General features: G+C 68.5%; 25 protein-coding genes and 1 pseudogene. 14 read left to right on the top strand and 12 right to left on the bottom strand.

Features of this window, described 5'->3' with window-relative positions:
• A pseudogene (locus A5686_RS11430) lies at nt 1-236 on the top strand (hypothetical protein); the annotation flags it as partial.
• A gap of 22 nt (nt 237-258) precedes the next feature.
• Here the strand turns inward: A5686_RS11430 and disA are convergent.
• The 3 genes from disA to A5686_RS11415 are packed head-to-tail and all read right to left on the bottom strand — an operon-like array spanning nt 259 to nt 3,385.
• The gene (disA, locus tag A5686_RS11425; protein WP_067934137.1) at nt 259-1,332 is read right to left on the bottom strand and encodes a DNA integrity scanning diadenylate cyclase DisA; all 1,074 of its coding nucleotides are present in this window, start codon (nt 1,330-1,332) and stop codon (nt 259-261) included.
• A 6-nt stretch (nt 1,333-1,338) separates the two neighbouring features.
• Complete coding sequence (gene radA, locus A5686_RS11420; protein ID WP_067934135.1) at nt 1,339-2,775, bottom strand: DNA repair protein RadA; 1,437 nt, start codon at nt 2,773-2,775, stop codon at nt 1,339-1,341.
• Nucleotides 2,776-2,824: 49 nt separating this feature from the next.
• Nucleotides 2,825-3,385: a hypothetical protein gene (locus A5686_RS11415; protein WP_067934133.1), complete on the bottom strand. Its 561-nt coding sequence runs from the start codon at nt 3,383-3,385 to the stop codon at nt 2,825-2,827.
• Nucleotides 3,386-3,659: 274 nt separating this feature from the next.
• On the opposite strand from A5686_RS11415, the gene carD reads away from it, so the two are divergent.
• From carD to A5686_RS11385, 6 genes are read left to right on the top strand one after another with little or no spacing between them, the layout of a single operon-like run.
• Nucleotides 3,660-4,148, top strand: a complete 489-nt coding sequence (gene carD, locus A5686_RS11410; protein WP_007166539.1) for an RNA polymerase-binding transcription factor CarD — start codon at nt 3,660-3,662, stop codon at nt 4,146-4,148.
• Between the two features lie 16 nt (nt 4,149-4,164).
• Nucleotides 4,165-4,869 carry a 2-C-methyl-D-erythritol 4-phosphate cytidylyltransferase gene (gene ispD / locus A5686_RS11405; protein ID WP_067934131.1) on the top strand — a complete coding sequence of 235 codons (705 nt, stop codon included), beginning with the start codon at nt 4,165-4,167 and terminating at the stop codon, nt 4,867-4,869.
• Nucleotides 4,866-5,354, top strand: coding sequence for a 2-C-methyl-D-erythritol 2,4-cyclodiphosphate synthase (ispF, locus tag A5686_RS11400; RefSeq protein ID WP_067934130.1), 489 nt, complete (start codon nt 4,866-4,868; stop codon nt 5,352-5,354). Before ispD ends, ispF begins: the two co-directional genes overlap by 4 nt.
• 49 nt (nt 5,355-5,403) lie before the next feature.
• Entirely contained in the window at nt 5,404-6,822 is a 1,419-nt protein-coding gene (gene cysS, locus A5686_RS11395; RefSeq protein ID WP_067934128.1) for a cysteine--tRNA ligase, read from the top strand.
• Nucleotides 6,823-7,755 (top strand): 23S rRNA (guanosine(2251)-2'-O)-methyltransferase RlmB, encoded by a 933-nt coding sequence (gene rlmB / locus A5686_RS11390; protein ID WP_067934126.1) that lies wholly within the window; start codon nt 6,823-6,825, stop codon nt 7,753-7,755. It abuts the gene before it with no gap.
• Nucleotides 7,756-8,727: a glycerophosphodiester phosphodiesterase gene (locus A5686_RS11385; RefSeq protein WP_067934124.1), complete on the top strand. Its 972-nt coding sequence runs from the start codon at nt 7,756-7,758 to the stop codon at nt 8,725-8,727. It abuts the gene before it with no gap.
• Here A5686_RS11385 and A5686_RS11380 read toward each other — a convergent pair.
• Nucleotides 8,724-10,094 (bottom strand): NAD(P)/FAD-dependent oxidoreductase, encoded by a 1,371-nt coding sequence (locus A5686_RS11380; protein ID WP_231986347.1) that lies wholly within the window; start codon nt 10,092-10,094, stop codon nt 8,724-8,726. The two genes, A5686_RS11385 and A5686_RS11380, sit on opposite strands and share 4 nt — an antisense overlap.
• A 211-nt stretch (nt 10,095-10,305) precedes the next feature.
• On the opposite strand from A5686_RS11380, the gene A5686_RS11375 reads away from it, so the two are divergent.
• Nucleotides 10,306-12,945, top strand: coding sequence for a LuxR C-terminal-related transcriptional regulator (locus A5686_RS11375; protein ID WP_067934121.1), 2,640 nt, complete (start codon nt 10,306-10,308; stop codon nt 12,943-12,945).
• Here A5686_RS11375 and A5686_RS11370 read toward each other — a convergent pair.
• The 7 genes from A5686_RS11370 to A5686_RS11340 all read right to left on the bottom strand — a co-directional run bounded on the left by A5686_RS11370 (nt 12,942) and on the right by A5686_RS11340 (nt 18,759).
• Complete coding sequence (locus A5686_RS11370; protein WP_067934119.1) at nt 12,942-14,183, bottom strand: SLC13 family permease; 1,242 nt, start codon at nt 14,181-14,183, stop codon at nt 12,942-12,944. The genes A5686_RS11375 and A5686_RS11370 overlap by 4 nt on opposite strands.
• A 13-nt stretch (nt 14,184-14,196) precedes the next feature.
• Nucleotides 14,197-15,114: an MBL fold metallo-hydrolase gene (locus tag A5686_RS11365; protein ID WP_067934117.1), complete on the bottom strand. Its 918-nt coding sequence runs from the start codon at nt 15,112-15,114 to the stop codon at nt 14,197-14,199.
• Nucleotides 15,114-15,872, bottom strand: coding sequence for a LamB/YcsF family protein (locus A5686_RS11360; protein WP_067934115.1), 759 nt, complete (start codon nt 15,870-15,872; stop codon nt 15,114-15,116). Before A5686_RS11360 ends, A5686_RS11365 begins: the two co-directional genes overlap by 1 nt.
• Nucleotides 15,873-15,934: 62 nt before the next feature.
• Nucleotides 15,935-16,171 carry a sensor domain-containing protein gene (locus A5686_RS11355; RefSeq protein WP_255405010.1) on the bottom strand — a complete coding sequence of 79 codons (237 nt, stop codon included), beginning with the start codon at nt 16,169-16,171 and terminating at the stop codon, nt 15,935-15,937.
• Nucleotides 16,161-17,021: a metal ABC transporter permease gene (locus A5686_RS11350; protein ID WP_067934114.1), complete on the bottom strand. Its 861-nt coding sequence runs from the start codon at nt 17,019-17,021 to the stop codon at nt 16,161-16,163. Before A5686_RS11350 ends, A5686_RS11355 begins: the two co-directional genes overlap by 11 nt.
• Entirely contained in the window at nt 17,021-17,830 is an 810-nt protein-coding gene (locus A5686_RS11345) for a metal ABC transporter ATP-binding protein (RefSeq protein ID WP_067934112.1), read from the bottom strand. Before A5686_RS11345 ends, A5686_RS11350 begins: the two co-directional genes overlap by 1 nt.
• On the bottom strand, nt 17,827-18,759 hold the full coding sequence (locus tag A5686_RS11340; protein ID WP_067934110.1) for a metal ABC transporter solute-binding protein, Zn/Mn family: 933 nt from the start codon (nt 18,757-18,759) through the stop codon (nt 17,827-17,829). The genes A5686_RS11345 and A5686_RS11340 overlap by 4 nt, the downstream gene beginning before the upstream one ends.
• Before the next feature lie 126 nt (nt 18,760-18,885).
• On the opposite strand from A5686_RS11340, the gene A5686_RS11335 reads away from it, so the two are divergent.
• The gene (locus A5686_RS11335; RefSeq protein WP_067934108.1) at nt 18,886-19,965 is read left to right on the top strand and encodes a LacI family DNA-binding transcriptional regulator; all 1,080 of its coding nucleotides are present in this window, start codon (nt 18,886-18,888) and stop codon (nt 19,963-19,965) included.
• 6 nt (nt 19,966-19,971) lie between these two features.
• Here A5686_RS11335 and kstR read toward each other — a convergent pair whose 3' ends face one another.
• Complete coding sequence (gene kstR / locus A5686_RS11330; protein WP_066867395.1) at nt 19,972-20,571, bottom strand: cholesterol catabolism transcriptional regulator KstR; 600 nt, start codon at nt 20,569-20,571, stop codon at nt 19,972-19,974.
• A 343-nt stretch (nt 20,572-20,914) separates the two neighbouring features.
• Between kstR and A5686_RS11325 the strand changes: the two genes are divergently transcribed.
• The 5 genes from A5686_RS11325 to A5686_RS11305 all read left to right on the top strand — a co-directional run bounded on the left by A5686_RS11325 (nt 20,915) and on the right by A5686_RS11305 (nt 26,150).
• A complete protein-coding gene (locus A5686_RS11325) occupies nt 20,915-23,038 on the top strand; it encodes an acyl-CoA dehydrogenase (RefSeq protein ID WP_067934106.1) in 2,124 nt (707 codons plus the stop codon).
• A gap of 215 nt (nt 23,039-23,253) precedes the next feature.
• Nucleotides 23,254-23,700, top strand: a complete 447-nt coding sequence (locus tag A5686_RS11320) for a hypothetical protein (RefSeq protein WP_067934104.1) — start codon at nt 23,254-23,256, stop codon at nt 23,698-23,700.
• 61 nt (nt 23,701-23,761) lie between these two features.
• The gene (locus A5686_RS11315; protein WP_067934102.1) at nt 23,762-24,226 is read left to right on the top strand and encodes a lipoprotein LpqH; all 465 of its coding nucleotides are present in this window, start codon (nt 23,762-23,764) and stop codon (nt 24,224-24,226) included.
• 50 nt (nt 24,227-24,276) lie between these two features.
• Nucleotides 24,277-25,497 (top strand): MAP_0585 family protein, encoded by a 1,221-nt coding sequence (locus A5686_RS27195; RefSeq protein ID WP_369829698.1) that lies wholly within the window; start codon nt 24,277-24,279, stop codon nt 25,495-25,497.
• A 221-nt stretch (nt 25,498-25,718) separates the two neighbouring features.
• Complete coding sequence (locus A5686_RS11305; protein WP_156750037.1) at nt 25,719-26,150, top strand: hypothetical protein; 432 nt, start codon at nt 25,719-25,721, stop codon at nt 26,148-26,150.
• Nucleotides 26,151-26,226: the final 76 nt, after the last annotated feature.

The raw sequence follows: 26,226 nt of genomic DNA, 5'->3' as shown, positions 1-26,226 counted from the left end.
CCACCGCCGTGACGTGGACCGGAATGGGTTCGGCGCCGCACTGCCCGCTGCCGCGGCCGGCGATCGGGCCGGGCACCTACAACCTCGTGGTGCAACTGGGCAATCTGCGGTCGATGCCGGTTCCGTTCATCATGAACCAGCCGCCACCGCCGCCGGGTCCGGTGCCCGGACCGGGGCAGCCGGGCGCGGTGCCGCCGCCCGAGGCGCCGCCGATGCCACCGTCGCCGGCCGGGTGAGCCACCACTCGCCAGCGCGCACTTAGTTCAATGAGTCGGTGATCGTCGACTCGGCCAGCTGCGACAGTCCTTCCCGCACATGGCGGGCCCACATCGCGCCGATGCCGTCGACCGACTGCAGGTCGTTCGCGCTGGCCGCCAGCACGTTCTGCAGCGTCCCGAATGAGCGAACCAGTAGGTCGGCGTGGGCGAACTGCAGCCGGGGAATGCCGGCCAGCGCACGGTAGCCGCGGGGGCTGACCGCCGAATCCTGCGCCTCGGCGGTGGTCGGATACCCGAAAACCTTTGCCAGAATGGTGAAGTCGAGCAGCTCGGTATCCGACAGCGCGTCCAGCTCGTCGAGCGTGGCCGTCACCGGCGCCTCGGACAGCGGCTCCGGGCTGGCGTGATAGTCGCGCACGATCAGTTCGCGGGCATCCTCGTTGCCGCCCAGCAGCTCGTCGAGCTGCAGCCGCAGTTGGCGGCCGTCGGTGCCGAGTTCCACCACGTCGTTGTCGATCACCTCACCGATCCTGCGGACCAGCTCGAGCCGCTGCACCACGGTCAACACGTCACGCAACGTGACGAAGTCCTCGATCTCGGCGCGCGACAGCTGCCTGCTGACCTCGTCGAGCCGGATCTTGTAGCGCTCCAGGGTGGCGATGGCCTGGTTGGCCCGCGACAGGATGGTCGCCGAGTCGGCGACCACGTGGCGCTCGCCGCCTACGTAAACCGTCACGATGTTCATCGAGTGGCTAACCGAGATCACCGGGTAGCCGGTCTGGATCGCGGCCCGCTCCGCCGAGCGGTGCCGGGTTCCCGACTCGTCGGTAGCGATCGATGGATCCGGTACCAGCTGCACGTTGGCCCGCACGATGCGGCTGCCGTCGGTGGACAGCACCACGGCGCCGTCCATCTTCGCCAGCTCACGCAGCCGGGTGGGGGCGTAGCGCACGTCCAGCGCGAATCCGCCGTCGCAGATTGCCTCGACGGCCTCGTCGTTGCCAAGTACGATCAGCGCGCCGGTACGCCCGCGCAGGATGCGTTCCAGGCCGTCACGCAGTCCGGTGCCCGGAGCCAGGCGGGCTACAGTTTCACGCAGCGTCGGACGGGTCACAGAAGGTCATTCTTGCGGCCCAACGCGCCGTGCGTCCAGAAATCGCAGGTTTGCGGGCGCGCCACCGCGGTGGTCGGCGATGTCGATCATGTGCGCCAGTGCGGCCACGATGGTGGGCGCGCGCAGCGCTCGCATCCCGGTCGGAACGATCTCGCGCCGGGGATCGTCCCCGTCCGGGATGAGCGCGACGGTGAAACCCTGTCGCGCGGCCTCGGACAGGCGCCGCTGCATTCCGCTGACGCGCCGGAGGTCTCCGGCCAATCCCACTTCGCCGATCATCACGGCCGTGGTGGGCAGCGGCAGGCCCGCGTACGCCGAAGCCAGCGCGACCGCGACCGCCAGGTCCGACGACGGATCGGTCAGCCGCATGCCACCGACTGTGGACAAGTAGATGTCGTTGGCGGCGACGGGCAACTTGGCGTGCTTTTCCAGGACCGCGGTGATCATCGCGGCCCGGGAGTGGTCGATGCCGCTGACGGCGCGCCGCGGTGAGCCCCCGGCCGGCGTGGCAAGCAGCGCCTGCACCTCGCCGATGAGCGGCCGCTTGCCGTCCAGTGTCACGGTGATCGCGGTGCCGGGAACCGGGGCGGGGCGCTGATCCAGGAACAGGTTCGACGGGTCGGCGACGCCCTCTATCCCGTTGTCGTGCAACAGGAAACACCCGACCTCATCGGCCGCCCCGAACCTGTTCTTGATCCCTCGGACCATGCGCAGCGAGCCGTTACGGTCACCTTCGAAGTGCAGCACCACATCAACCAGGTGCTCCAGGGAGCGCGGCCCGGCGATCGCCCCGTCCTTGGTGACGTGTCCGACCAGGATCAGCGCCACCCCATTGGTTTTGGCCGCCGCGGTCAACGCCGCCGTCACCGCGCGCACCTGCGTGACGCCGCCGGCTACGCCGTCCGCCTCCGCGGTGGACATGGTCTGCACCGAGTCCACGATCACCAGCGCGGGCTTGACCGTCGCGATGTGCTCGAGCACGGCGTGCAAATCCGATTCGGCTGCCAAATAGAGTTCGTCGCCGCCGCAGCCGATGCGGTCGGCGCGCAGCCGGATCTGGCCCGCGGACTCCTCGCCGGAGACGTACAGCGCGCGGCGGCCCGACTGCGCGCAGCGATGCGCGACCTCGAGCAGCAGCGTCGACTTACCCACCCCGGGATCACCGGCCAGCAGGGTGACCGAGCCGGGCACCACGCCGCCGCCGAGCACCCGGTCGAGTTCGTCTACGCCCGTCGTACGGTGCCGGCTGGTGCTGGGCTCGATGGAAGTGATGGGCACGGCCTGCGAGGCCACCACCTGGCCGCTGCGACGGCCGGCGACCGCGGTGAGAACCGGGACCTCGTCAACGGTGCCCCAAGTGCCGCATTCCAGGCAGCGGCCGACCCATTTCGCGGTGACGTGCCGGCATTCCGAACACCGGTATTGGGAGCGCGCAGTTGCCACGCCATGACGGTATCGAGCCGGTACGACAAGCCCGCGTCACGACAGGCGCTTACCCCGCTTGGTTTTGCTGCGGAGGCATCAGCCCGGCCGAAATCGGCACGGCGACGGTGGCCTGACCGGCCTTCTCGAAATTGAAGGTGAAGTTGTAGGTGAGGCCGTTGGAGATCGGCTTCGCCAGATTGATGGTCGCTTTGGCCGCGGCGGTGTTGGAACCGACCGGTCCTGGCGCTACCTTCTGCCCCTCCGGCGTGCCGACGAACAGCGATCCGCCGGCCGGCAGTCGAGCGTCGCCGCTGACAGTCACCGTGCCGATGTCGCTGGTGATGCCGAGCAGCCTGTCGGGCGTAGTCGCGGACTGGTTGACAGCCACCAGCACCAGGTCCACGGTGCGTCCCGGCTGCAGATAGTCACCGGCCTGGCTGGCCTGGATCCGGATGTTGCGCAGCGCCACGTTGTTGAACGTGACCTTGTTGCCGTTGATGGCGGGCTCCTGGACCGCCATCTGCGAGACCTGACCGGCTCCGCAACCGCTCAGCAGGGCGGCCAGAACGGCCATCGCGCCGGCCATGGCGAGCGCGGGGAGGCCGAGTCGGATCTTGAAGCGGTTCACTCTGCCTCCTGCTGAGCCGGTTCGACTAAATGCAACTATGCACAGTAGTAGCTAGGTCTCGCGGGCGATACCGCGGGGCGCCAGACCAGCGCAGGAGCTGTTTGTAAGGCCGCCGCGGGGTGGGTCCGGGGGCGTTGGTAATGTGCAGCACTGCACGACTTGATCCGCATGTCAACCCCTAATCTGCGCGTGTTGTGCCCCTGACCTGCATCGTTGCTTCGCGCGTAGTTAGGTGGCCGTGTTAGGATGAAGTAACGAAAGGGGCTCGAATCAGATGATCTTCAAGGTCGGCGACACCGTTGTTTACCCGCATCACGGTGCTGCGTTAGTCGAGGCGATCGAAACCCGGACGATCAAAGGGGAGCAAAAAGAGTATCTCGTCTTGAAGGTGGCGCAGGGAGACCTCACAGTCCGAGTTCCCGCCGACAACGCTGAGTACGTGGGTGTCCGTGACGTCGTCGGACAAGAAGGTCTCGACAAGGTCTTCCAGGTGCTGCGCGCTCCGCACACCGAAGAGCCGACGAACTGGTCCCGCCGCTACAAGGCCAACCTCGAAAAGCTTGCCTCCGGCGATGTCAACAAGGTCGCCGAGGTAGTCCGCGATCTCTGGCGTCGCGACCAGGAGCGTGGTCTGTCGGCCGGCGAGAAGCGGATGCTGGCCAAGGCCCGCCAGATCCTGGTCGGTGAATTGGCGCTGGCCGAGAGCACCGACGACGCCAAGGCGGAGACCATCCTCGACGAGGTTCTGGCCGCCGCTTCCTGAAGGCCCTGACACTTCGGTGGCCCTGGAGACGGGCGCCTCAGGCAAAGTAGTCGCAGTCGTCCCCGCCGCAGGGTCGGGCGAACGACTGGCCGCAGGAATTCCCAAGGCATTTTGTTTGGTTGACGGCCGCACGTTGTTGCAGCGCGCCGTCAACGGTTTGCTGGAATCCGGGGTTGTCGATCACGTCGTGGTGGCGGTACCCGCCGACCGAATCGATGAGGCCAACCAGCTTTTGGATGAGCACGCCGGCGTCGGACGGGTCAGCGTCGTCGCTGGTGGACCCGATCGGACCGGGTCCGTCAACCTGGCCCTGGCGGCCCTGCCCGCGGCGTCTGAGTTCGTGCTGGTACACGACGCCGCGCGGGCGCTGACGCCCCCGGCCCTGATTACCCGCGTGGTGGAGGCGCTGCGGGCCGGTCACGACGCCGTGGTGCCCGCGCTACGCCTGCATGACACCATCAAGGCCGTGGACGCCAACGGGGTGGTCCTGGGGACTCCGGAGCGCGCCGGGCTGCGCGCCGTGCAGACCCCGCAGGGCTTTGCGACCCAGTTGCTGTCGCGTGCCTACCGGGCCGGGGCCGGTATGCCCGGTTTCACCGACGACGCGTCGCTGGTCGAGCATGTCGGCGGCCAGGTTCAAGTCGTCGAGGGCGACCCGCTGGCATTCAAGATCACCACCCAGCTCGATTTGTTGCTGGCCGAGACCGTGGTGCGCGGGTGAACGCGCCAGATCCTTTTCCGCGGGTCGGACTGGGCGTCGACGTGCACCCGATCGAACCCGGACGGCCGTGCTGGCTGGTGGGTCTGCTTTTCGCCGACGCGGACGGTTGTGCGGGACATTCCGACGGCGACGTCGGGGCGCACGCGCTATGCGACGCGGTGTTGTCGGCGGCCGGGCTGGGCGACGTGGGCGCGGTGTTCGGGGTCGACGATCCGCGCTGGAAGGGTGTCAGTGGCGCTGACATGCTGCGCCATGTCGCGGATCTGGCGTCGCACCAAGGGTTTCGGATCGGCAACGCCGCGGTGCAGGTCATCGGCGACCGGCCGAAGGTGGGTCCACGCCGCGACGAGGCGCAACGGGTGCTGTCGGAATTGCTGGGCGCGCCGGTCTCGGTGTCGGCGACGACGACCGACGGGCTCGGGCTGACCGGACGTGGCGAGGGTCTCGCCGCCATCGCCACCGCGCTGGTAATCGCCGCCGGGTAAGCACGCGCAGCGCCGGACGCTGGGGAACTACCCGGTAAGCTGGCACGTCGTGACCGATCACGCCCGCTTGCGGCTACACGACACGGCAGCAGGTGCCGTGCGTGATTTCGTTCCGCTGCGCGAGGGGCACGTCTCCATCTACCTGTGTGGCGCCACCGTCCAGGGACTGCCGCACATCGGCCACGTCCGCAGCGGGGTGGCCTTCGACATCCTGCGCCGCTGGCTGATCGCCCGCGGCTGCGACGTCGCGTTCATCCGCAACGTGACCGACATCGAGGACAAGATCCTGGCCAAGGCCGCCGCGGCCGGCCGACCGTGGTGGGAGTGGGCGGCCACCTACGAGCGCGCATTTTCGGCCGCCTATGACGCCCTGGACGTCATGCCGCCGTCGGCCGAGCCGCGAGCCACCGGGCACATCACCCAAATGGTCGAGTTGATGGAACGCCTGATCGAAACCGGCCACGCGTACGCCTCGGCCGGCGACGTCTACTTCGACGTGCTCAGCTACCCGCAATACGGCCAACTGTCCGGGCACAAGATCGACGACGTCCATCAGGGCGAGGGCGCGGCGACCGGCAAGCGCGACCAGCGCGACTTCACCCTGTGGAAGGGTGAAAAGCCCGGCGAGCCGTCGTGGCCCTCACCGTGGGGCCGCGGACGCCCGGGTTGGCACCTGGAATGCTCGGCGATGGCGCGGACCTACCTGGGTCCGGAATTCGACATCCATTGCGGCGGAATGGACCTGGTCTTCCCGCATCACGAGAACGAGATCGCGCAGAGCCGCGCCGCGGGCGATCGATTCGCCCGCTACTGGCTGCATAACGGCTGGGTGACGATGGGCGGCGAGAAGATGAGCAAATCGCTGGGCAACGTGCTGGCGATACCGGCGTTGTTGCAGCGCGTGCGCCCCGCCGAACTGCGCTACTACCTGGGCAGCGCCCACTACCGGTCGATGCTGGAATTCTCCGACAATGCCCTGCAGGACGCGGTGAAAGCCTATGTCGGCCTTGAGGAGTTCCTGCACCGCGTGCGGGTGCGGGTGGGCGGCGTCGAGCCGGGCCAGTGGACGCGAAAGTTCGCCGACGCCCTCAACGACGACCTCGCCGTGCCGGCCGCGCTGGCCGAAGTGCACCAGGCCCGCGCGGAAGGCAACCGCGCGCTGGATTCCGGCGACCACGAAGGCGCACTGCAACACGCGCGCGCGATCCGCGCGATGCTGGGCATCTTGGGTTGCGACCCCCTCGACGAGCGCTGGGAGACCCGCGACGAAACGTCGGCGGCGCTGGCCGCGGTCGACGTGCTCGTCCAGGGGGAGCTGGAGAATCGGCAGAAAGCACGCGAGGAACGCAACTGGGCGCTCGCCGACCAGATCCGCGATCGGCTCAAGCAGGCCGGCATCGAGGTCACCGATACCGCCGACGGGCCGCAGTGGGAGCTTTTGGCCCACGAGGAAAAGCGCGACAAGTAGATGGCGGGGAACTCGCGCCGCCGTGGGGCTATACGCAAACAGGGCACCAAGAAGGGCCCAACCGTGGGTTCGGGAGGCCAGCGTCGCCGCGGTCTGGAGGGACGCGGCCCCACCCCGCCGGCGCATATGCGCCCCAACCATCCGGCCGCCAAGCGCGCAAAGGCCCAAGCGCGCCGGCCGGCACGGGGCCGAACCGACGAATCCGAGACCGTGCTCGGCCGCAACCCGGTGCTCGAATGCCTGCGGGCCGGGGTGCCGGCAACCGCGCTGTACGTGGCGCTGGGCACCGAAGCGGATGAACGCGTGACCGAATCCGTCACCCGCGCAGCAGATTCGGGCATTTCCATCCTCGAGGTTCCGCGCACCGATCTGGATCGGATGACGAGCAATCACCTGCATCAGGGGATCGCGTTGCAGGTGCCGCCATACGACTACGCCCACCCCGACGATCTGGTCGCCGCCGCGATCGCCTCGCCGCCGGCGCTGCTGGTCGCGCTGGACAACATCTCCGACCCCCGTAACCTGGGTGCCATCGTGCGTTCGGTGGCGGCATTCGGGGGCCACGGGGTGCTGATCCCGCAACGGCGATCCGCGTCGGTGACGGCCGTTGCCTGGCGCACCAGCGCCGGGGCGGCGGCCCGCATCCCGGTGGCGCGCGCCACGAATTTAAATAGGACACTGGCGGATTGGGCCGAGCGCGGGCTGCGGGTGGTCGGCCTGGACGCCGGCGGCGACACCGCGCTCGACGATCTCGACGGCACCGACCCGCTGGTGGTCGTCGTTGGCTCGGAAGGCAAGGGACTGTCCCGTTTGGTGCGGCAGAACTGCGACGAAGTCGTCTCCATTCCGATGGCTGGAAACACCGAATCGCTGAACGCGTCCGTGGCCGCCGGGGTGGTGCTCGCCGAAATCACGCGCCAGCGAAGGGGGTAGGTGATCGCCCGCCTCGCCGCAGCCCTGCTGGCGCTGGCGCTGCTACTCGCATCGCCGGCATTCGCGCAGGCGCCGGATTTCGATCTTCAGGCACACCGCGGGGGACGCGGTGAAACCACCGAGGAGTCGTTGCGCGCGTTCGGCAAGTCGATCGAATTGGGCATCAGCACACTCGAACTCGACATCAACATCACCCGGGACGGGCAACCGCTCGTGTGGCACGATCCGACCATTGACGCCGAAAAGTGCGCCGACACCGGACCGGCATTCCCCGGCGACCCGGCATATCCCTACGTCGGCAAGCTGGTACACGAACTGATCATGGCGCAGATTCGCACCCTCGACTGCGGAAAGCGGCTCGATGCGTTTCCCGACGCCGAAGTGGTGCGGGGCAACAAGATAGCGACGCTGCCGCAGGTGTTCGCGCTCGCCGACTCCTATCGCGCCGAGGCGATCCGCTACAACATCGAAACCAAGGTGGAGGCCGGTCAACCGGGCACGTCCGCCGAACCGCAGGAGTTCGTCGACGTGATACTGGCCGCGGTCCGATCCGCGGGCAAGGTCGACCGCGTGGAGATCCAGAGCTTCGACTGGCGGACCCTGCCGTTGGTGCGCGGCGTCGAACCGTCGATTCCGTTGGTGGCCCTGTACGACGGACGGACCTGGGCGGCGGGCTCCCCGTGGCTCGCCGGCGAGAACCCCGCCCTCATCGGTGATCCCCTGCTCGGCGCGCGCATGGTGGGTGCCAGCGTCGCCGCACCGGACTACCGGCTCGTCACTGACAAGCCCTACGTCGACCACGCACATGCCTTGGGGCTCAAGGTGATTCCTTGGACAGTGAACGACGACGCCGCCATGCGTCAGCAAATCGGTTACGGCGTCGACGGCATCATCACCGACTTCCCGGCCCGGTTGCGCGGCGTGCTCGCCGAACTCGGGATGCCGTTGCCGCCCGCCTACAGGCGAGGCTAACGGGCTACGCTACCGGCCAGGTCTTCGTCCGTGCGCACCTGATGGTCGTCGCCGCCGCGCGGTCGGCGGCGGTTGGCCAGGGCGGCCCGCCACATCATGCCCGGACGCAGCAACCGGGTAGCGGGATCGATGAGCGCGGTGACTTTGACGAAGCGATCGACCGCGACGGTGTCGTATTCGATTGCGGTGAATATGCGGTCGATGTACCTGTTGAGCAGCCGGGTGAAAAGCGGTGGCGTGCCCTCGATTTCGGGTAGACATAGGTCCGGGTTGGCCGACAGCTCCCACGCCTGCCGAATCGGCACCGCGGCGGCCCGGAAGAATCGCCGCGCCAAATCCCGTGTGCCGGCGGCCAAGCAGTCACGCAGCGCCACTCCCTCCAGCGCGGCAACCGTCATGCCCTGACCGTAGATCGGGTTGAAGCTGCAGATCGCGTCGCCCATGACCAGCAGGCCTTCGGGGAAGCGTCGGATCTTGTCGTAGCGGCGCCATTGGCTGGACGGCTGACCGTGCCGGGTGGGCTCCCCGACGGGTTCGGCGGCCAGCACCGCGGCCAGCAGCGGGGGCGGCACGCAGTCCCACACGAATTCGCACATCGATATCAGGTCTATCGACGCCGGAGCGTGGTTCGCGACGCCGAAAACGGTGAACATCCAGGTGTCGTTCTCCGCGCGCAGCATGCCCAGCCCGCGCGGCCGGCCCGGCACCGGCCCGACGACGAAACCTAATTCGTGCAGCGCATCCGGTGCCATGCGCAGGCATTGGCTCGCATAAGTCAGGTGCACCGGCACATGGACCTCGGGCGGGCGCTCGTAGCCCAGGGCGGTCAGCCACGCCGGCGTCCGGGCGCTTCGCCCGGTGGCGTCGAGCACCAGGTCCGCGCTCAGCGTGATGTCTTCGCGGGTCCGGCGGCTGGCAACCCGGACGCCGGTGACGCGATGGCGGTCCGCCGTCGTGGTCGGCTCCACGATGTCGTGCTCATCGAGCAGCGTGACGTTGGCGATGCGGCGCAGGCGCGAGCGGACGTGTTCCTCGAGGAATGGCCGCGTTGCGAGATACGCAGAGAACGAGGGGGCGCCGCCGGTGCGCACCATGAGGTGCCCGCCCAAGTTGTAGTACAGCCGCGAGAGGTCGCGGCCGTCCAGGTAATTCGCGCCGTTGACCGCCATCTCGTCCAGGAGGCCGGGGAACAACTGCTCGAGCACCTGACCGCCGCGTGGCAGCAGGGCGTGGAGGTGGCGACCCTGCGGCACGCCCCGGCGAGCGGCGGCGGTCTCGGGAGAAATGTCGGGCAGCGGATCGCGCTCCACCACCGTGACCGTGTGGAAGAACTCGGAGAGCGTTCGCGCGGCCACCAGACCGGCCATGCTCGCTCCCAATACCACTGCGTGATTTCCGACCTTTGCCATAGCCCACCGCCTATCTCGAGCGCCTATCTGACAAAAGCCATGCTCACGGTCCGAAAACGGGTTCGACAGCGTAGTGGACTACGTAATTGCTACGGGGCGGCTACACATGAGGCCGCCGAAACACGGCAAAGCCTCGCGTTCGACGCTCGCGCGCCGTTATAGTCGCCGAGTGATCGGCGCCGAGCCGCTGACCGGGCGTGACAGCGAATGGGGGATTATTCGCCGCGCCCTGAGTCCGGGCGGCAACCATAGGGGCGTGGTGATCGCCGGAGCCGCCGGAGTGGGCAAGACCTGGCTCGCCCACGAAGCGCTGCGGCGCGCCGAGGCGGCCGGCGAGCGGACCAGGTGGATCGTCGGCACCGACTCGGCGCAGGCGCTGCCCCTCGGGGCGTTCATCGGCGTGATGACGGAGGCGATGAACGAGGCGCAACCGGATCCGCTGACCGATGTGCGACGAGTGATCAATTCATTTGTCGCCCAGCAGCGTCAGCGTCGCGTGGTGGTGGGGATCGATGATGCGCACCTGCTGGACGGATTGTCCGCGCTCGTCGTGCACCAGCTGGCGCAGTCCGGTGGGGTCCGGCTGGTGGTCACCGTCCGCAGCGGCAGCGACGAGCCCGACGCGGTGACGGCGCTGTGGAAAGACGGGCTGTTGGAAAGGCTTGACCTCAAACCCTTTTCGGCCATTCAGACGCGCGAAGTCATCGAAAGCAAGCTGGACGGTCCGGTCGATGCGCGCAGCGCGACCCGGTTCCAGAAGTTGACCGGGGGTAACGCGCTATTCCTGCGGCAGCTGGTGGCCGACCAGGTGGCCGCAGGCCGGATGCGCAAAACGGCCGGGGTATGGATGTGGGACGGCGACGTTGCGGTCTCGGCGAGCCTGTCCGACACGGTAGGCCGCCAGATGGGTCGGCTCAGCCCGGAGATGGCGATGGTGATCGACACGTTGTCGCAGTGCGAGCCGCTGGCCGTGGAGGTGCTGTGCGATTTGGCCCGGCGCAGCGACGTGGCGGCCGCCGAGCGGATGGGGTTGGTGAACATCGAACGTACCGGCGCCGGGTTGACCGCAAGGCTCGCCCATCCGCTGTTCGGCGAGCTGCGCCGCGCGGGCGCCGGCGAACTGTACCTGTCGGAAATCCGGGGCAGGTTGGCGACGCGGCTGGGCAAGGACCCCGACGCCGACGTGCAGGCCACCGTGCGGCGCGCATTGCTGCGTCTCGAGTCCGACCTCGATCCCGACCCCGCGCTGTACCTGGAAGCGGCACAGCATGCGATGACCCTGTTGGATCTCGATCTGGCCGACCGGTTCGCCACCGCCGCCGCTCAGGCCGGTGCGCCCGGGGCGGCCGGAGTGCGGGCCATGAACCTGGCGCTACTTGGGCGGGGGGAGCAGGCCGAGGCGGCGCTGCGCGAGATGGCCGACGCTGACCTGCCCGACGGCCGGCATTGGGCGACGGTGCGGGCGGCCAACCTGATCTGGCATCTCTTCAACCCCAAAGCCGCGGCCGAGATCCTCGACGGCCTAGCGGCGCTCGACGAGACCCCGGCCCAGCGAGCGCAGCGGTTGGCGGTTCAGGCGTGCCTTGATGCGGTGGCGGCGCGCTGTGCGGCCGCGGCCGCGAATGCCCGGGCGGCCCTGGCTTTTCCCGAACTGCCCGGTTTCCACGCGATGATGGCGTCGCTGGCGCTGATCATGGCCATGGGCGCGCTGGGTCAGGTCGATGAGCTCGCCGACTTGGCCGAGCAGACGCTGCGGCGGGCGATGACCTCGTTTCAGGCATCCCATATGCGGTTCTGGTTCGGCGCCGTCTATGGGCGTGCCTGCCGGTTGACCGGTCGGATCGACGAATTTGTCAGCACGGCGCGGCAACTGGCCGATTCGTCCCGTGACATTCCGGGCCTGGCGTATGCGAACCTCGCCCTACTGACGGGCAACGCCGAGCTGGCTCGCGGCTCCGTCGCCGAGGCGGCCCGCCTGGTGCACGAGGCGGTGGCCGGGGTGCAGATTCACTACGTGACGACGGGTTTGCGCCCGGCGAGCTACTTCGCCTTGGCCGAGGCGCACGCCAAGCTCGGGCAGGCCGGCGATGCGAATGAGGCGGTCGCCGCGGCGCGCTCGTGCGTGCCGGCCGACTTTCTGTTCATGCACACCGGCCTGTCATTGGCCGACGGGTGGGCGATGGCGGCCAGCGGGCGGTTGGTCGAGGCCGTGGCATGCGTGACGGGGGCGGCGCGGCTTGCCCGCGATCGCGGCCAGCCCACGCATGAACTGGCCTGCATCCAGGCGGCGGCGCAGTGGGGTGACGGCTCACAGGCGGTGCGGGCGCGGGAGCTGGCCGACGCGTTGGCGTTGCCACTTTCCGCTGCCGTCGCATCGCACGCGGAAGCGTTATCGGCCGGGGACGGTGAGGGCCTGCTGGCGGCCTCGGCGGCCTATCGGGGGATCGGTGATCGGGTCGCGGCCGCCGATGCGGCGGCGCAGGCGTCGGTGGTGTTCCAGGAACGTCAACACCGGCGCCGCGGGTTGTACGCCGCGGCATTGGCTCGGGAATTGGCCGACGATTGCGGTGGCTTGCACACGCCCGCGCTGCACACCCCGACGGGCCTGAAGTTGTCCGGCAGGCAGCGCGATGTCGTCGAACTCGTGGTGGCCGGCCTGTCCAACCGCGAGATCGCCGAGAAGCTGGTGATGTCAGTACGCACCGTGGAGGGCCACGTGTACCGGGCCTGCCAGCGGGTGGGGGCGCAGTCGCGCGAGGAGTTGGCGTCGATCATCCGTTCGGGCCCCTGCGGCCCGCCTGCGCCCTAGAGACCTAACAGCCACGCCGACGCCCACAACGCGAGCACCGCAACCACCAGCGAGGCGGGCACGGTGCACACGCCGAGGCGGGTGTATTCCCCGACGCCGGCTTCGACGGCATGCTGCCGCAACACCCGCCGCCACAACAGGTTCGACAGCGAACCGACGTAGGTCAGGTTAGGGCCGATGTTCACTCCGACCAGCACCGCCAAGACCGCCACCGGCCCGCTCGGCGCAACCAACGGCAGCAGCACCAGTGTCGCGGGCAGGTTGTTGATGATGTTGGCCAGCACGGCGGCTGTCACGGCGATGGCGAGCAAAGCGGGCAGGCCCGAGCCCGACGGCAGCACCGCCGACATCGCCCGCTCCATCCCGTTGATCATGACCGCACGCACCACGACACCCAGCGCCGGCACGAACACCAGGAACGACACATTCGCCGAGCGCACGATGTCGCGGACGGAGGTGTGCCGGTGCCGCAGGCTACGCACCGCGAGCACCGCCGCGCCACAGAACGCCACCCAGGCCGGGGCGACCCCCACGGACTGGGCGACCCCGAACCCGGCGAGCGTCAGCGCCACGACCGCCAACACGAACACCGGTGGGCGTGGCGGAGCACCCGCCCGCTCCGGGTCCGGCTGCACCCGCAGGTCCTCGGCGAAAAACCACCGGAAGATCAGGTAGAGGACAGCCACCGCGCCCACCCACGACGCCGCCATCGCCAGCGTGAACCGGGTGAACGAGATGTGGGCCGTGTGAAAGGCCAGCAGGTTGGTCAGGTTCGACACCGGCAGCAGCAGCGAGGCGCCGTTGGCCAGATGCGCGGTGGCGTAGGCGTACGGTCGCACCCGGGCGCGTTCTCGCCGAGCGGCCGCCAGTACCACCGGGGTCAGCAACACCACGGCCGCGTCCAGGCTCAGCACCGCGGTGATCACCGAGGCGATGACGAACACCCGCCGCAGCAGGGCGCCCGACCCGACTCGCCCCCGCGTGATCACCGCGCCGGCAGCTTCGAACAAGCCCTCGTCGTCGCACAGCTTGGCCAGCACCAGCACCGCGCCCAGGAATGCCACAACGCCGGACAGCTCGGCGATCTGTTTCGACGCCTGGTTGATCGAGATCGCGCCGGTCGCGATCAGGATCAGGGCCGCCGGGACCGCCGCCAGCGCCTCGGGCCAGCCGCGGGGGCGCGCCACGGCGAACGCCAGGACAACAGCAAGCAGCAACAGCGCGAGCGTCAGGGCCAACGTGTGAACCGCTTCACTTCCAAGGGTTTTCGCGCCGCCACACCGTGGGCAGGTGAACGGCGACACTGTCGCGGGCGGCAAGCTCGTCGAGGATGCCGATGGATACATCCAAGTCGTCACCGGCATAGGGCAAGGTGCGCAACGGTTTTGTCAACGGGCGGAAGAAGTCGTCCCAGTGAATGAGGATCACCCGGCGAGCCCCCACAGCGCGCACGGTCTCGTTCCAGTAGTCGACCAGGTACGGCCGCGGCTGCAGCCCTAGCTGCCCGACGGACAGGTAGACGGCGTCGGTGTGCTGGCCGGTCAGGGCGCCCTTGACGAAGCCGGCACTGCCCTGGATCAGCAGTCGGTGGCCCGTCGGACGGTGGCACACCAGCGTCGACCAGGACTCCCCGCAGCGATACGCCGACGCCTTTACCGGCGGGGTCACCGGTTCGTCGATGACGCCGGGAAACCTGTCGGGCGGGCAGTGGTGCGATTCGATCAGGGTGACGTCGTAGGCGCCCAACCGAATCGGCTCGCCGTTGACCGCGGCGACGATCCGGTTCTCGGCCAACCCGTACCCGCGCCCGACATTGGCCGCCGACTGCCCGCCGACCAGCTGCGCGCCGGTGCGGTCGGCGACCAGCGCGGAGTCCAGAACGTGATCGACGTGGGTGTGCACCGGTATGACCGCCGCGAGCCGCGAGACCTTCGCCCGCGCAAGGCATCCGTCGACACGTGCGGGCGAGGGCGCCACCTTGCCGCCCGCGACTTTGGCCAGGCTCGGCCGGGAGAAGTAGCCGTCGGTCATTAATGCCGACGAGCCGTCATCGATCAGCAGGGTGGCCACACCCATCCAGGTCACCGAGAGCGCGCCGGGCTCGGCGGCGGGCGCGTCGAACCGGTCCGCGAATCGGGCGATATCGGGGCGACCGAGTTTGAGCCGCATCAGCAGAAGGCCGCGATCTCGACGCCGGCTGCCACGAGGCTGTCGCGAACGGCGGTCGCGATCTGTACCGCTCCCGGCGAATCGCCATGCACACAAAGTGATTCCGCTTTCAAAGTGAGCCGGGTCCCGTCGATCGCGGCGACCTGTCCCGAGGTGACCAGGGTTGTCACCCGGGTGGCGATCGCCGCGGGGTCGTGCAGGACCGCGCCCTGCTCACGACGGGACACCAGCCGGCCGTCCGGCCGGTACGCGCGGTCGGCGAAAGCCTCTGCGACGGTGCGTAATTCGCGGCGGCTGGCTTCTTCGAAAAATGCCGAGCCCGCCATGCCCAGCACCGGAAGCCCGGCATCCACCAGGCGCACCGCCTCGGCCACGGCGGCCGCCTGTTCGGTGTGGGTGACGATCGCGTTGTACAGCGCGCCATGCGGTTTGACGTAGGACACGGCGGTACCGGCCGCGTGGGCTATCGCCTGAAGCGCGCCGATCTGATACACCACTTCGGCCATGAGTTCCCCGGCGGCGACGTCAATGAAGCGCCTGCCGAACCCGGCCAGATCGCGGTAGCTCACCTGCGCTCCGATCCGGACCCCACGCCGGGCAGCCGACCGGCAGACCTGCAGCAGGCCCGCAGGGTCGCCGGCATGAAAACCGCACGCGACGTTGGCGCTCGTGACGATGCCGAGCATGGCATCGTCGTCACCCAGGCGCCAGACGCCGAAGCTTTCGCCCAAGTCGGCGTTGAGGTCGATCACGGCCACCCGCCCAGCTTATGGGGGCGCCCGTGCGGCGACCTAGGCCAGGACGGGGTGCGGGCGTCCGGCTACTGCCGGGCGACCTTGGCGGCGATCTGGTCGGCGAGGTCGACCGCAGCGCCGCCGGGCAAAAAGGAGCCGCACGTGGCGACGTCGACGACGACGTTGTTGCGCACCGTCAGTGCCCGCTGGCATGCCCAGCCGTTGCTGGCTTCCTGTACTTTGGACGTGCTCAAAGTGCCGCCGACCTTGTGGGTATCGCCCACCGTCCACGCGATTTCGGGCTTGTCGGGCTTAGGCCGCAGCCTCTCGTCGGCGTCCGATCGACCAGCAGACCAGATAGATCAGAAACGAGATGCCGGCGACGAAGACCGACACCGGCACGCCGGGCGCCAGCGACAGCACCAGCCCGCCCACGGCGGACACCTCGGCAAACACCACAGAGGTCACCATCGCCGCCGCGGGCGAGGCGACCACCCGGGCCGCCGCGGCCGCCGGAGTGATCAACAACGACATCACCAGCAGCGCCCCGACGATCTGCACCGCCTGGGCCGCCACCACGCCGACCAGGGCGGCGAACACGATGCCCAGCGGGTAGACGGGCACACCGCGCGCCGCGGCGACGTCGGGATCGACGGTGGCGAACAGCAGCGGGCGGTAACACGTCGCCAGCACGGCGATGACGAGCAGGCAGACCAGCGTCAGCATGGTCAGGCCGGTGTAGCCGACCCCGACGATCTGGCCGGTCAGCAGGGCGAAGCTGGTGGAGGTGCGGCCCGGGTAGAGATGAATGAACAACACCGCCAGGCCCAACCCGAACGCCAGGACCACGCCGATCACCGCATCGCGCTCCCGGTCGCGGCGCCCCAGCACGCCGAACAGCGCCGCGGCAAGGGCGCTACCGACGAGCGCGCCCACCCCCACGCCGAAGCCGACCAACAGCGCGAAAGCGGCGCCGGTCAGCGACAATTCGCTCGAACCGTGCACGGCGAACGACATCTGCCGCATGACGATGAACGGCCCGATCAACCCGGCCACCAGCCCCAGCAGGGCGGCCGCCACCAGCGCCCGCTGCACGAAGTCATGGCCGAGTAGGTGGGCGGTGATGTCGAAGGTGAGCAGATTGCCCAGCAAGCCCTCGAGCCGATGCTCCATCAGCAATGCCCGTCGTCGCGGGCGCCGGCAACCACGTAGCCGTCCTTGACCTTCACCACTTGGATGTCCGATTGATACAGCGCCGAGAGTGTCTGGCTGGTCATCACCTGCTCGACGGTGCCGATCTCGAACCGGCCGTCGACCAGATACAGCAGACGGTCCACGTACGGCAGGATCGGGTTGATCTCGTGGGTGACGACGATGACCGTGGTCGCGGTGTCCTGTCGGTGCCGTTCGATCAGCGCCGACACCAGCTTGGCATTGGCGGGGTCCAGCGTCAGCAGCGGCTCGTCGCACAGCAACAGCAGTGGGTCGCCGACCAACGCCTGGGCGATGCGCACCCGCTGCAACTCCCCGCCAGACATCATTCCGACCCGGACGTCGGCCAGGTGTTCGCCGTTGACCTGGCGCAGCGCCTTCCGGACGGCCGCGCGGCGGCGTGCCCGTTCGGCGGACCGCAGCGGGAAGGCACCCCAGCGAGGCCCGTCGATGCCCAGTCGAACCAGGTCGCGCCCGCGCAGCATCACGTCGGCGTCCATCGGATGGTGTTGGGGCACATAGCCGATGCGCCCGCTGCCCGAGGTGATCGGCTTGCCGTCCACCAGCCCGGCCCCGGCGCTCAGTGTCAGCTGCCCGAGCAGCACCTTGAGCAGCGACGTCTTGCCGCTACCGTTCGGTCCGAGCACCGCGATGAACTCGCCGCGCGCCACCGACAGATCCAGGTGATCCCACAGCACGCGGTCGCCGAACGACAGTCGCGCGTCGCGCAGCGACACGGTCTCGAGGGCCGGGACGGGTTCGAGGGTCATGACCGTACGGGCCGTCCCGATTGCAGCGCGGACTGTAACTGGGTGACCGTATTGCGTTGCCAGGCCAGGTAATCCGTGCCCTGGGCCAAAGTTTCGGGTACGTCGGCGACCGGCACACCGGCGCGCCGGGCGGCGTCACGCAGGCCGTTGATCGCGGTCGTGGCGGTCTGCGGATTTACCAGCACCGCCGACACCTGACGCCGGCTGATCAGGTCAAGAACCATGGCCATATCCGCGGGCGCGGGATCGGTCTCGTTCTCGATGGCCGCCTCGAACGCGGGCGGGGCACGGTTGATCAAGCCCGCCGCCTTCAGCAGGTAGAACGCGACCGGTTCGGTCGCGACCACCGAGGCGTTGGGGTACCTGGCCGCGATTGCGTGTTCGGCGCCGGCGATGGAGTCGGCACCACGGCCGAACATGGCGGCGTTGGCCCGATAGTCGGCGGCGTTGCCCGGGTCGATCGTCGCGAGGCGGTCGGCGATAGTGGCGGCAACCGATTTGGCGACGGTCAGGTCGTAGAAGACGTGCTCGTTGCGGGGTTGGCCATTGGTCTCAAAGGAGTAGGCGATCACCGGCTCGGCGTCGCGGTGACGGGCCAGCACGTCGTCGACCCAGCCGTCATAACCGCCGCCGTTGTAGACCACCAGTGGGGCGTCGGCGATCGCGGCGACGTCGGCCGGGCTGACCTCGTAGGAATGCGGGTCGATGTCCGCCCCGCTGAGAATGGATTTGACGGCGGCATGGCGGCCGGTGACGGCACGCGCCACGCTGCCCCACACGTCGGTGGAGGCGACGACGGACATCGCGCGGGAGTGCGCCGTAGCGCCGCAGCCGGAAAGCAGCGCGCCGGTCAGAACCAGGGCGGCCGCCAGCCATCGTGTCGCATCGGCGGTCCCGGCCGTAGCCGTTCGCTGCCGCGTCAGTGCCATGCGCGTCCGAATTCCTCCCGCCGGCCAGTCAGCCGATCCACCATACTAATGAAAACCGTTTCCATTACAAAGCCGCAAGCTGAAGCGCATACCCGGGGCCGCCGGTCCGCTGTAACCTCACCGAACGTGAGCCCCCCACCGCGCCGGCGCGCGACTCTGGCGTCGCTGGCCGAAGAGCTCAACGTTTCGCGCACGACGATTTCGAACGCCTTCAACCGGCCCGATCAGCTCTCTCCGGACCTGCGTGAGCGGGTGCTCGCGACGGCCAAGCGGCTGGGCTACGCCGGCCCCGACCCGGTTGCACGGTCGTTGCGGACCCGCAAGGCCGGCGCCGTCGCTCTAGTGATGGCCGAGCCGCTGACCTACTTCTTCAGTGACCCCGCCGCGCGGGACTTCGTCACCGGGGTGGCGCAGTCCTGCGAAGCGCTGGGGCAGGGGCTGCTGCTGGTGGCCGTCGGGCCCAGCCGCAGCCTCAAAGACGGGACCGCGGCTGTGCTTTCGGCCGGCGTGGACGGCTTCGTGGTGTATTCGGTGTGCGACGAAGACCCCTACCTGCAGGTGGTGCTGCAACGGCGACTGCCGGTGGTGGTGGTCGACCAACCCAAGGGGTTGGCAGGCGCTTCGCGGGTGGGCATCGACGACCGCGCCGCGATGCGCGAGCTTGCCGACTACGTTCTGGGCCTCGGACATCGCGAGATCGGGCTGCTGACCATGCGACTGGGCCGGGACCGACGCCAGGGCCTGGTGGACCCCGACCGCTTGCGTTCGCCCGCCTTCGACGTGCAACGCGAGCGCATCATCGGCGTGTGGGAGGCGATGACGGCCGCCCGCATCGACCCGGATTCTTTGACCGTGGTGGAAAGCTACGAGCACCTGCCCGAATCGGGCGGCGCGGCCGCCAAGGCGGCCCTGGAAACCAACCCGCGGATCACCGCGCTGATGTGCACCGCCGACATCCTGGCCTTGTCCGCGATGGATTATCTGCGGGCGCATGGCATCTACGTGCCCGGGCAGATGACCGTCACCGGTTTCGACGGCGTACCCGACGCCATCAGCCGGGGCCTGACCACGGTGTCGCAACCCAGCCTGCAGAAGGGCTGCCGGGCGGCGGAGCTGTTGTTGAAACCGCCGCGATCGGGTCTGCCGGCCGTCGAACTCTTGGACACCGAGCTGATCCGCGGGCGCACCGCCGGTGCGCCGGCGTGAGCCGGACTACTTGGAGTCTTGGTCGCCGATCAGCAACCGCACGGCCAGGTCCAGCCGCTTGCTGACGTCGGTGGCCGAGGCCCGGCGGGTGAGCCACGCCAACAGGTTCGACAGCCACACGTCCGAGATCACCCGGGCGATGTGGTACTGGTCCTCGGTCGGCTCGCCGTCGGCCATCGCGCGCGCGAACATCGAATCGATGAGCTTTTCGACCTGGTCGACCTCACTGGCCGCGGACGCGTCGGCGAACACGTAGGCGCGCGTCATCGCCTCCGTCAGCAGGGGATTGCGCTGCATCGCCCGGTTCAGCTTGCCCACCATGAAGTTGAGTCGCTGAAACGGTGTGCCGCCCGTCATGGCAGAGCGGTCCGTCTTGGCGTCGATGCGACTGAACTCGCGGCCCAGCGCCGACACCAACAGGTGCACCTTCGACGGGAAATACCGATACAGCGTCCCCACGGCGACATCGGCGCGATCGGCCACCGCCCGCATTTGAACCGCCTCGTAGCCCCCCTTGGAAGCGATGGCCATGGTGGCATCGAGGATGCGCTTGCGGCGTTCCCGCTGTGCCTCCGACCCCAGTTCGGACTCCGCCAATACCGCCACGTTCATGACCTCGCGCGGCTGCGAGTCAGAAACGCGGCTCGGATTTGCGTTGGCTGGCATGTGACGGTTTGCTCCTGTTCCTGGCGGTTCGCTTGCAAACGATACGCATTCTGCGTGTGAATTTCCCACCTCCATACCGCCGCGGACAAGCGCTGTGCTGCTGTGATGGCGTTCGACTTGACGGTCGATCACTGGCACTATTAGAACACGTTCTAGTCTCCGAAGAGCGGGTTGCGTGCCAACACGTGATGGGGAGGTACCCGCTTGGCGGGCAGATCGCACAATCAGGACAGGGGTCCAACCCTTGTCACGTCGAGACTCATGGACGCGGAGGTCCTCTCAGGTGGTAGCGACCGTCACCGACGAGCAGTTTGCCGCGCGAGCCCTGGTGCGCGACTGGGCCCGCAATTCGACGGCCGGGCCCGGCGGAACCGCGGCGATCCGCGACGTGGAGCAGGGCAAGTCCGACGCGTGGCGGCCGGTGTTCGCCCGGCTGGCGGAACTGGGGATCTTCGGCGTCGCGATCCCGGAGGAGTTCGGCGGGGCGGACGGCAGCATCGAAGACCTGTGCGCGATGGTCGAGGAAGCGGCGAAAGCGCTGATCCCCGGGCCGGTCGCGACGACGGCGCTGGCCACGTTGGTTGTCTGCGATCCCGAGTTGTTGGGTGCCCTGGCCTCCGGTGAACGCTTCGCCGGCCTGGCGCTGGAAGGTGACATCGAGTTCGACCAGGCGACGTCCAAAGCTTCGGGCACCGTGGCGTTCGCTTTGGGTGTGGCCGACGGCGCCGTGCTGTTGGCGCCGGCCGGCGAGAAGTGGCTGCTGATCGACACCGGCGGCCCGGGGGTACAGATCGAGCCCCTGCGGGCGAGCGACTTTTCCCGGCCGTTGGCCCGGGTGGCGCTGAACTCGGCTCCGGCCACCGTGGTATCGGACACCGGCGAACGCGTCGAGCGGCTGGCCGCCACGGTGCTGGCGTTCGAGGCGGCCGGCATCACCCGGTGGTCACTGGAGACCGCCGTCGACTACGCCAAGGTCCGCGAGCAGTTCGGCAAGCCGATCGGCAGCTTCCAGGCCATCAAGCACATGTGCGCCGAGATGCTGTGCCGCGCCGAGCAGGCCGAGGTGGCCGCCGCCGATGCCGCACGCGCCGCCGCGGAGGGCGACGAATCCCAGTTCGCCATCGCCGCGGCCCTGGCCGCGAGCACCGGCATCGCTTCGGTGAAGGCGAATGTCAAGGATTGCATCCAGGTGCTTGGCGGCATCGGCTGCACCTGGGAGCACGATGCCCATCTCTACCTGCGTCGCGCGCACGCCATCGCGCGCTTCCTGGGCGGGGCCGAGCCCTGGCTGCGCCGCATCACCGCGCTGACCCAAGCGGGCGTGCGCCGCCGGCTGGGTATCGACCTGAGCGAGGTCGAGGACCAACGCCCGAACATCGCCGCCGCCGCCGCCCAGATCGGCGGCCTGCCCGAGGAGAAGCGGCAGGCGGCGCTGGCCGACGCGGGCCTGCAGGCGCCGCACTGGCCGGCGCCCTACGGGCGCGGCGCGGGACCGGCCGAGCAGTTGTTGATCGATCAGGAGCTGGCGGCGGCCGGCGTGGTACGCCCCGACCTGGTGATCGGGTGGTGGGCCGCACCCACGATCCTCGAGCACGGCACGCCGGAACAGGTCGAGCGTTTCGTGCCTGGCACCATGCGCGGCGAATTCCTCTGGTGTCAGCTGTTTTCCGAGCCCGGGGCCGGCTCGGACCTGGCGTCGCTGCGCACCAAGGCGGTCCGGACCGACGGCGGCTGGCACCTGACGGGACAGAAGGTGTGGACGTCGGCGGCGCAGAAGGCGAAGTGGGGAGTGTGCCTGGCGCGCACAGATCCGGATGCGCCGAAACACAAAGGCATTACCTACTTCCTGGTGGACATGGGCTCGCCGGGAATCGAGATCCGCCCGCTGCGCGAAATCACCGGCGACTCGTTGTTCAACGAGGTGTTCCTGGACAACGTGTTCGTTCCCGACGAACTGGTCGTCGGCCAGGTGAACGACGGCTGGCGGCTGGCCCGCACCACGCTGGCCAACGAGCGGGTCGCAATGGCGAATGGAACCGCGCTCGGCAACCCGATGGAGGAGCTGCTCGAGCTGCTGACCGAGCGAGACCTCGACGCGGCGGAGCAAGATCGGCTGGGACGGTTGATCGTCGCCGCGCAGACCGGCGCGTTGCTGGATCAGCGGATCGCTCAGCTGGCCGTCGGCGGACAAGACCCGGGGGCGCAGTCCAGTGTGCGCAAGCTCATCGGTGTCCGCTACCGCCAGGCGCTGGCCGAGTACACGATGGACGTGTCCGAGGGCGGCGGCTTGGTGCACAACCAGGCCGTGTTCGATTTCCTTAACACCCGCTGCCTGACCATCGCGGGTGGCACTGAGCAGATCCTGCTGACCGTCGCCGCCGAGCGCCTTCTTGGCCTGCCCCGCTAGCACGGCATTCGGCCACCCGTTGCCCGATCGCCGTCCTCGAGGGCCGATAGCGGGTTGCGCCGAACCCGTTAGGCGAAAAGTGTAGGGAAATCCCTAATTGAGACGGTTCGGCGCGCGGCCTTAGCTTATAGCGACCGCTACGGCGATGGTTGCTTCATCGGAAGACTGCGGGCACGCCCGCATGTCGCAGCGGGCTGCGCATCGAAAGGGGCGTCATGCCAACGGATTCGGCTTACCGCAACATGAATGCTGACTCTCGCCGGTGGCGACACGTCAGCGCGACGCCACGGCCCAGCGCCCTGGCCGGCTTGCTGGCGGCCATTGCCGTAGCGATGAGCGCTGCCCCGCCGGCCATGTTGCCCGCCGCCAAGGCCGATCCGGCGCAACATACCGTCGTGTACCGGATCCTCGGCGGCGGCGACGTCTTCTCCGTCATTCCGGACCCGGGCACCCCGGTGTATCCGGCGAGCACCACAACCTGGGTTTCGGTCCCGTGGTCCCAGACCGTGCAGGTGACCGGAAGCCCATACCTGGCATTGAACTACACCGACAAAACCGGCGGCCCGCACGACTGCTCGATCCAGGTGGACGGCCAGCCCGTCGCGCTCACCGAACACACGACCGGTAGGTGCGCTTACCAAATCCCCGGCCCGACGCAGTAATTCATCGGGTTGCCGAGCGGGGTCGCGAACGGTGGACATCCCCACATGAAGGAGATCAGCGGTGAAGCGTCAGATCATCGTCGGTGTAGCCGGCCTGGCCATCGTAATCGCCAGTGGCGCCGGCTGTTCGGGCAATAAGTCGAACCCGCAAGCGTCGAACCCGGCGGCGCAGGCCGCCGGACCGCAGGTGATTGTGGACGGCAAGAACCAGAACGTCAGCGGTCCGGTCACCTGCAAACCGGTCGGCGACAACATCAGCATCGGCATTGGCGACCCCACCAAAGGCGTCGGGGCAGTCGTCAGCAAGGACAACCCGCCGATCGTTCACGCGGTCGGACTAGGCAACGTCGACGGCATCACGCTCGGCTTCTCTGATGCCGCAAAGGGGCAGGGCGGCAACGCCGGAGCCGCGGTGGGCGACAACGCTATTCAGATCAAGGGCACGGCAACCGGTGCCGATGTGAGCGACCCCCACAATCCGAAGCCGGTAACCAAACCATTCGAGATGGACGTGACCTGTCCATAGCGCAGGCCGGCGGAATCGTTCGGACCAAATCCCGAGAGGGGACGCAACCGATGTCTATCAAACGTCTCGCCGCGGCGGCGGCAGTCGCGAGCGGCCTGGGCATCTCCGTAACGGCTGTCAACGGGGGCTTCGCGAACTCCGCGCCGCTGGACCCGCCATGCCCCAGCTGGCAACAGGGCTGCTCCGGGAACCCCGGCCCCAATCCCGGTTACGGGGGCACCGGCACGGTGCCGACCGCCCCCGCGCCGCGCAGCACGCCGCCGCCGCAGAACACGTGGCAGTCGACGCCAGCGCCGCACACCACAGCGCCGCCGCAGAGCACGTGGCAGTCGACGCCGCCGCCCACCACGGCGCCACCGCAGAGCACATGGCAGTCGACGCCGCCGCCGCGCACGACGCAAGCGCCCAGCACGCCGCCGCCGGCCTCGAGCACGTGGCAGCAGCCGCCGAACAGTACGACGGCCCCGATGCCGACGCAATGCCCCAATTGGGACAAAAACTGCACGCCGGCGCCCGGCCCCAGCCCGAGTTCCGGTTATGGGGGCTCGGGTACGACGCCGCCGAACAACACCCCGCCCAGCTCCTGGCAGCAGGCGCCGAACAACACGCCGCCGAGTTCCTGGCAGGCACCGGCGAACGGCTCGACGTCACCGATGCCGACGGTGTGTCCCGCCTGGTACAAGAACTGCACCCCGGCCCCCAACCCCGGACCCGGTTACGGGGGCTCGGGCTCCACGCCGCCGAACGGCGCACCGTGGGGCGGCGCGACCCCGACCACGGGGGCACCGTGGGGCGGTACTACCAACCAGCCGGGCGAGCACAATTCATACCCGCCCAGGCCGCCGCGCCCAATCCTCAACGCGCCCTGGACCCAGCCTCCTCACCCGCCGTACTACCCGCCGCCCCCGCCCATCCAACGACCCACTGGAGAGATTGGCGGCCCCACCAACGTGCCGGGTGGTGGTTACTGGGTCCCGGGCCAGGGAGCGCCACCACCGCCGCCACCGAATGGCTACGGGTGGAGCAATGGCCCGGCCCCTGGCGCGCCCCCGCCCAACTGGGAAGGCCCGCCGCCCGCGGGTGGCTGGAACGGGCCGCCGCCTGCCGGTGGCTGGAACCAACCCTGGCAGGGGGCACCGGTTGATGCGTCCTACGGGCAGAACTATTTCTCACCGTTCACGTACAACACCTATACCGTCGTTCCGGTTTTCAACCCGGACTACGGGGGTTTCGGTTACTGGTTCTTCGGCACTTGGATACCGCTGTACTAACGGCGCAGACGGCCGAGCCGGGGGCACCAATTCGGGTGTCCCCGCGCCCAGCTTTAATTGTTCAGAATCAATAATCCGCAAAGATAATCGCAGTTTGCCCCGACCGCGTGCGAGCTTCCAGAAATTGATGGAACGGGTGCCGATGGGCGAAATCAACTTCGCATTCGGGACACCCGCGGGGGTCACGTCGCGCACAGGATCTTGCCGAATCGCGTTGCGCGGTGGAAGATTTCAAAGACCTCAACCGATCAGGCATACCCCTGCGCTCTGACAACCGACTCGGAGATCCCGCAGAGCTATATACGGTAGGGAAAACCCTGATGCCGACCATTGCCGACATGAATATCGTGAACACAATGGCGATCACGGGGCCTCAACCACAACGGTTCCTCGTCGAGTGGTACGGACCACGAACATCCGCCCACTCGATAGACGATATCGTCGACCGATTGAATTGCCGTGCTGAATTCATGTCGACTCGCGGCACTCCGGTGCAGCTTTTGACGGCGATGACGGTGCCGGACGACGATTACATGTTCGGTGTCTTTGCTGCCGAGTCAACCGAGATAGTTGCGCAGATCTGCGCCGACGTCGGCGCACCCGCGGAACGGATCAGCGCCGGCGTCGGTTGGATGCGGCCCTTGGATTGCTGACGGGCCGGCTCGCTGGTGGCGACCACTTTTCGCGTCCGACAACCGGTGCCGTAGAGCAAAGTGGCATGGCTGCGCG

The sequence above is a fragment of the Mycobacterium sp. E2479 genome (assembly GCF_001667925.1).
Classification (GTDB): domain Bacteria; phylum Actinomycetota; class Actinomycetes; order Mycobacteriales; family Mycobacteriaceae; genus Mycobacterium.
The sequence above is the reverse complement of the archived record's forward strand: the minus strand, read 5'-3'. Positions and strand labels throughout refer to the sequence as shown.

Coding starts and splice junctions, on each gene's coding strand:
- A5686_RS11365 (WP_067934117.1), bottom strand. CDS start 15,114: ATGCGGCTCAAACTCGGTCGCCCCGATATCGCCCGATTCGCGGACCGG.
- rlmB (WP_067934126.1), top strand. CDS start 6,823: ATGGCGGGGAACTCGCGCCGCCGTGGGGCTATACGCAAACAGGGCACC.
- A5686_RS27195 (WP_369829698.1), top strand. CDS start 24,277: ATGTCTATCAAACGTCTCGCCGCGGCGGCGGCAGTCGCGAGCGGCCTG.
- A5686_RS11380 (WP_231986347.1), bottom strand. CDS start 10,094: ATGGCCGGTCTGGTGGCCGCGCGAACGCTCTCCGAGTTCTTCCACACG.
- A5686_RS11350 (WP_067934114.1), bottom strand. CDS start 17,021: ATGGAGCATCGGCTCGAGGGCTTGCTGGGCAATCTGCTCACCTTCGAC.
- A5686_RS11340 (WP_067934110.1), bottom strand. CDS start 18,759: ATGGCACTGACGCGGCAGCGAACGGCTACGGCCGGGACCGCCGATGCG.
- A5686_RS11320 (WP_067934104.1), top strand. CDS start 23,254: ATGCCAACGGATTCGGCTTACCGCAACATGAATGCTGACTCTCGCCGG.
- A5686_RS11345 (WP_067934112.1), bottom strand. CDS start 17,830: ATGACCCTCGAACCCGTCCCGGCCCTCGAGACCGTGTCGCTGCGCGAC.
- carD (WP_007166539.1), top strand. CDS start 3,660: ATGATCTTCAAGGTCGGCGACACCGTTGTTTACCCGCATCACGGTGCT.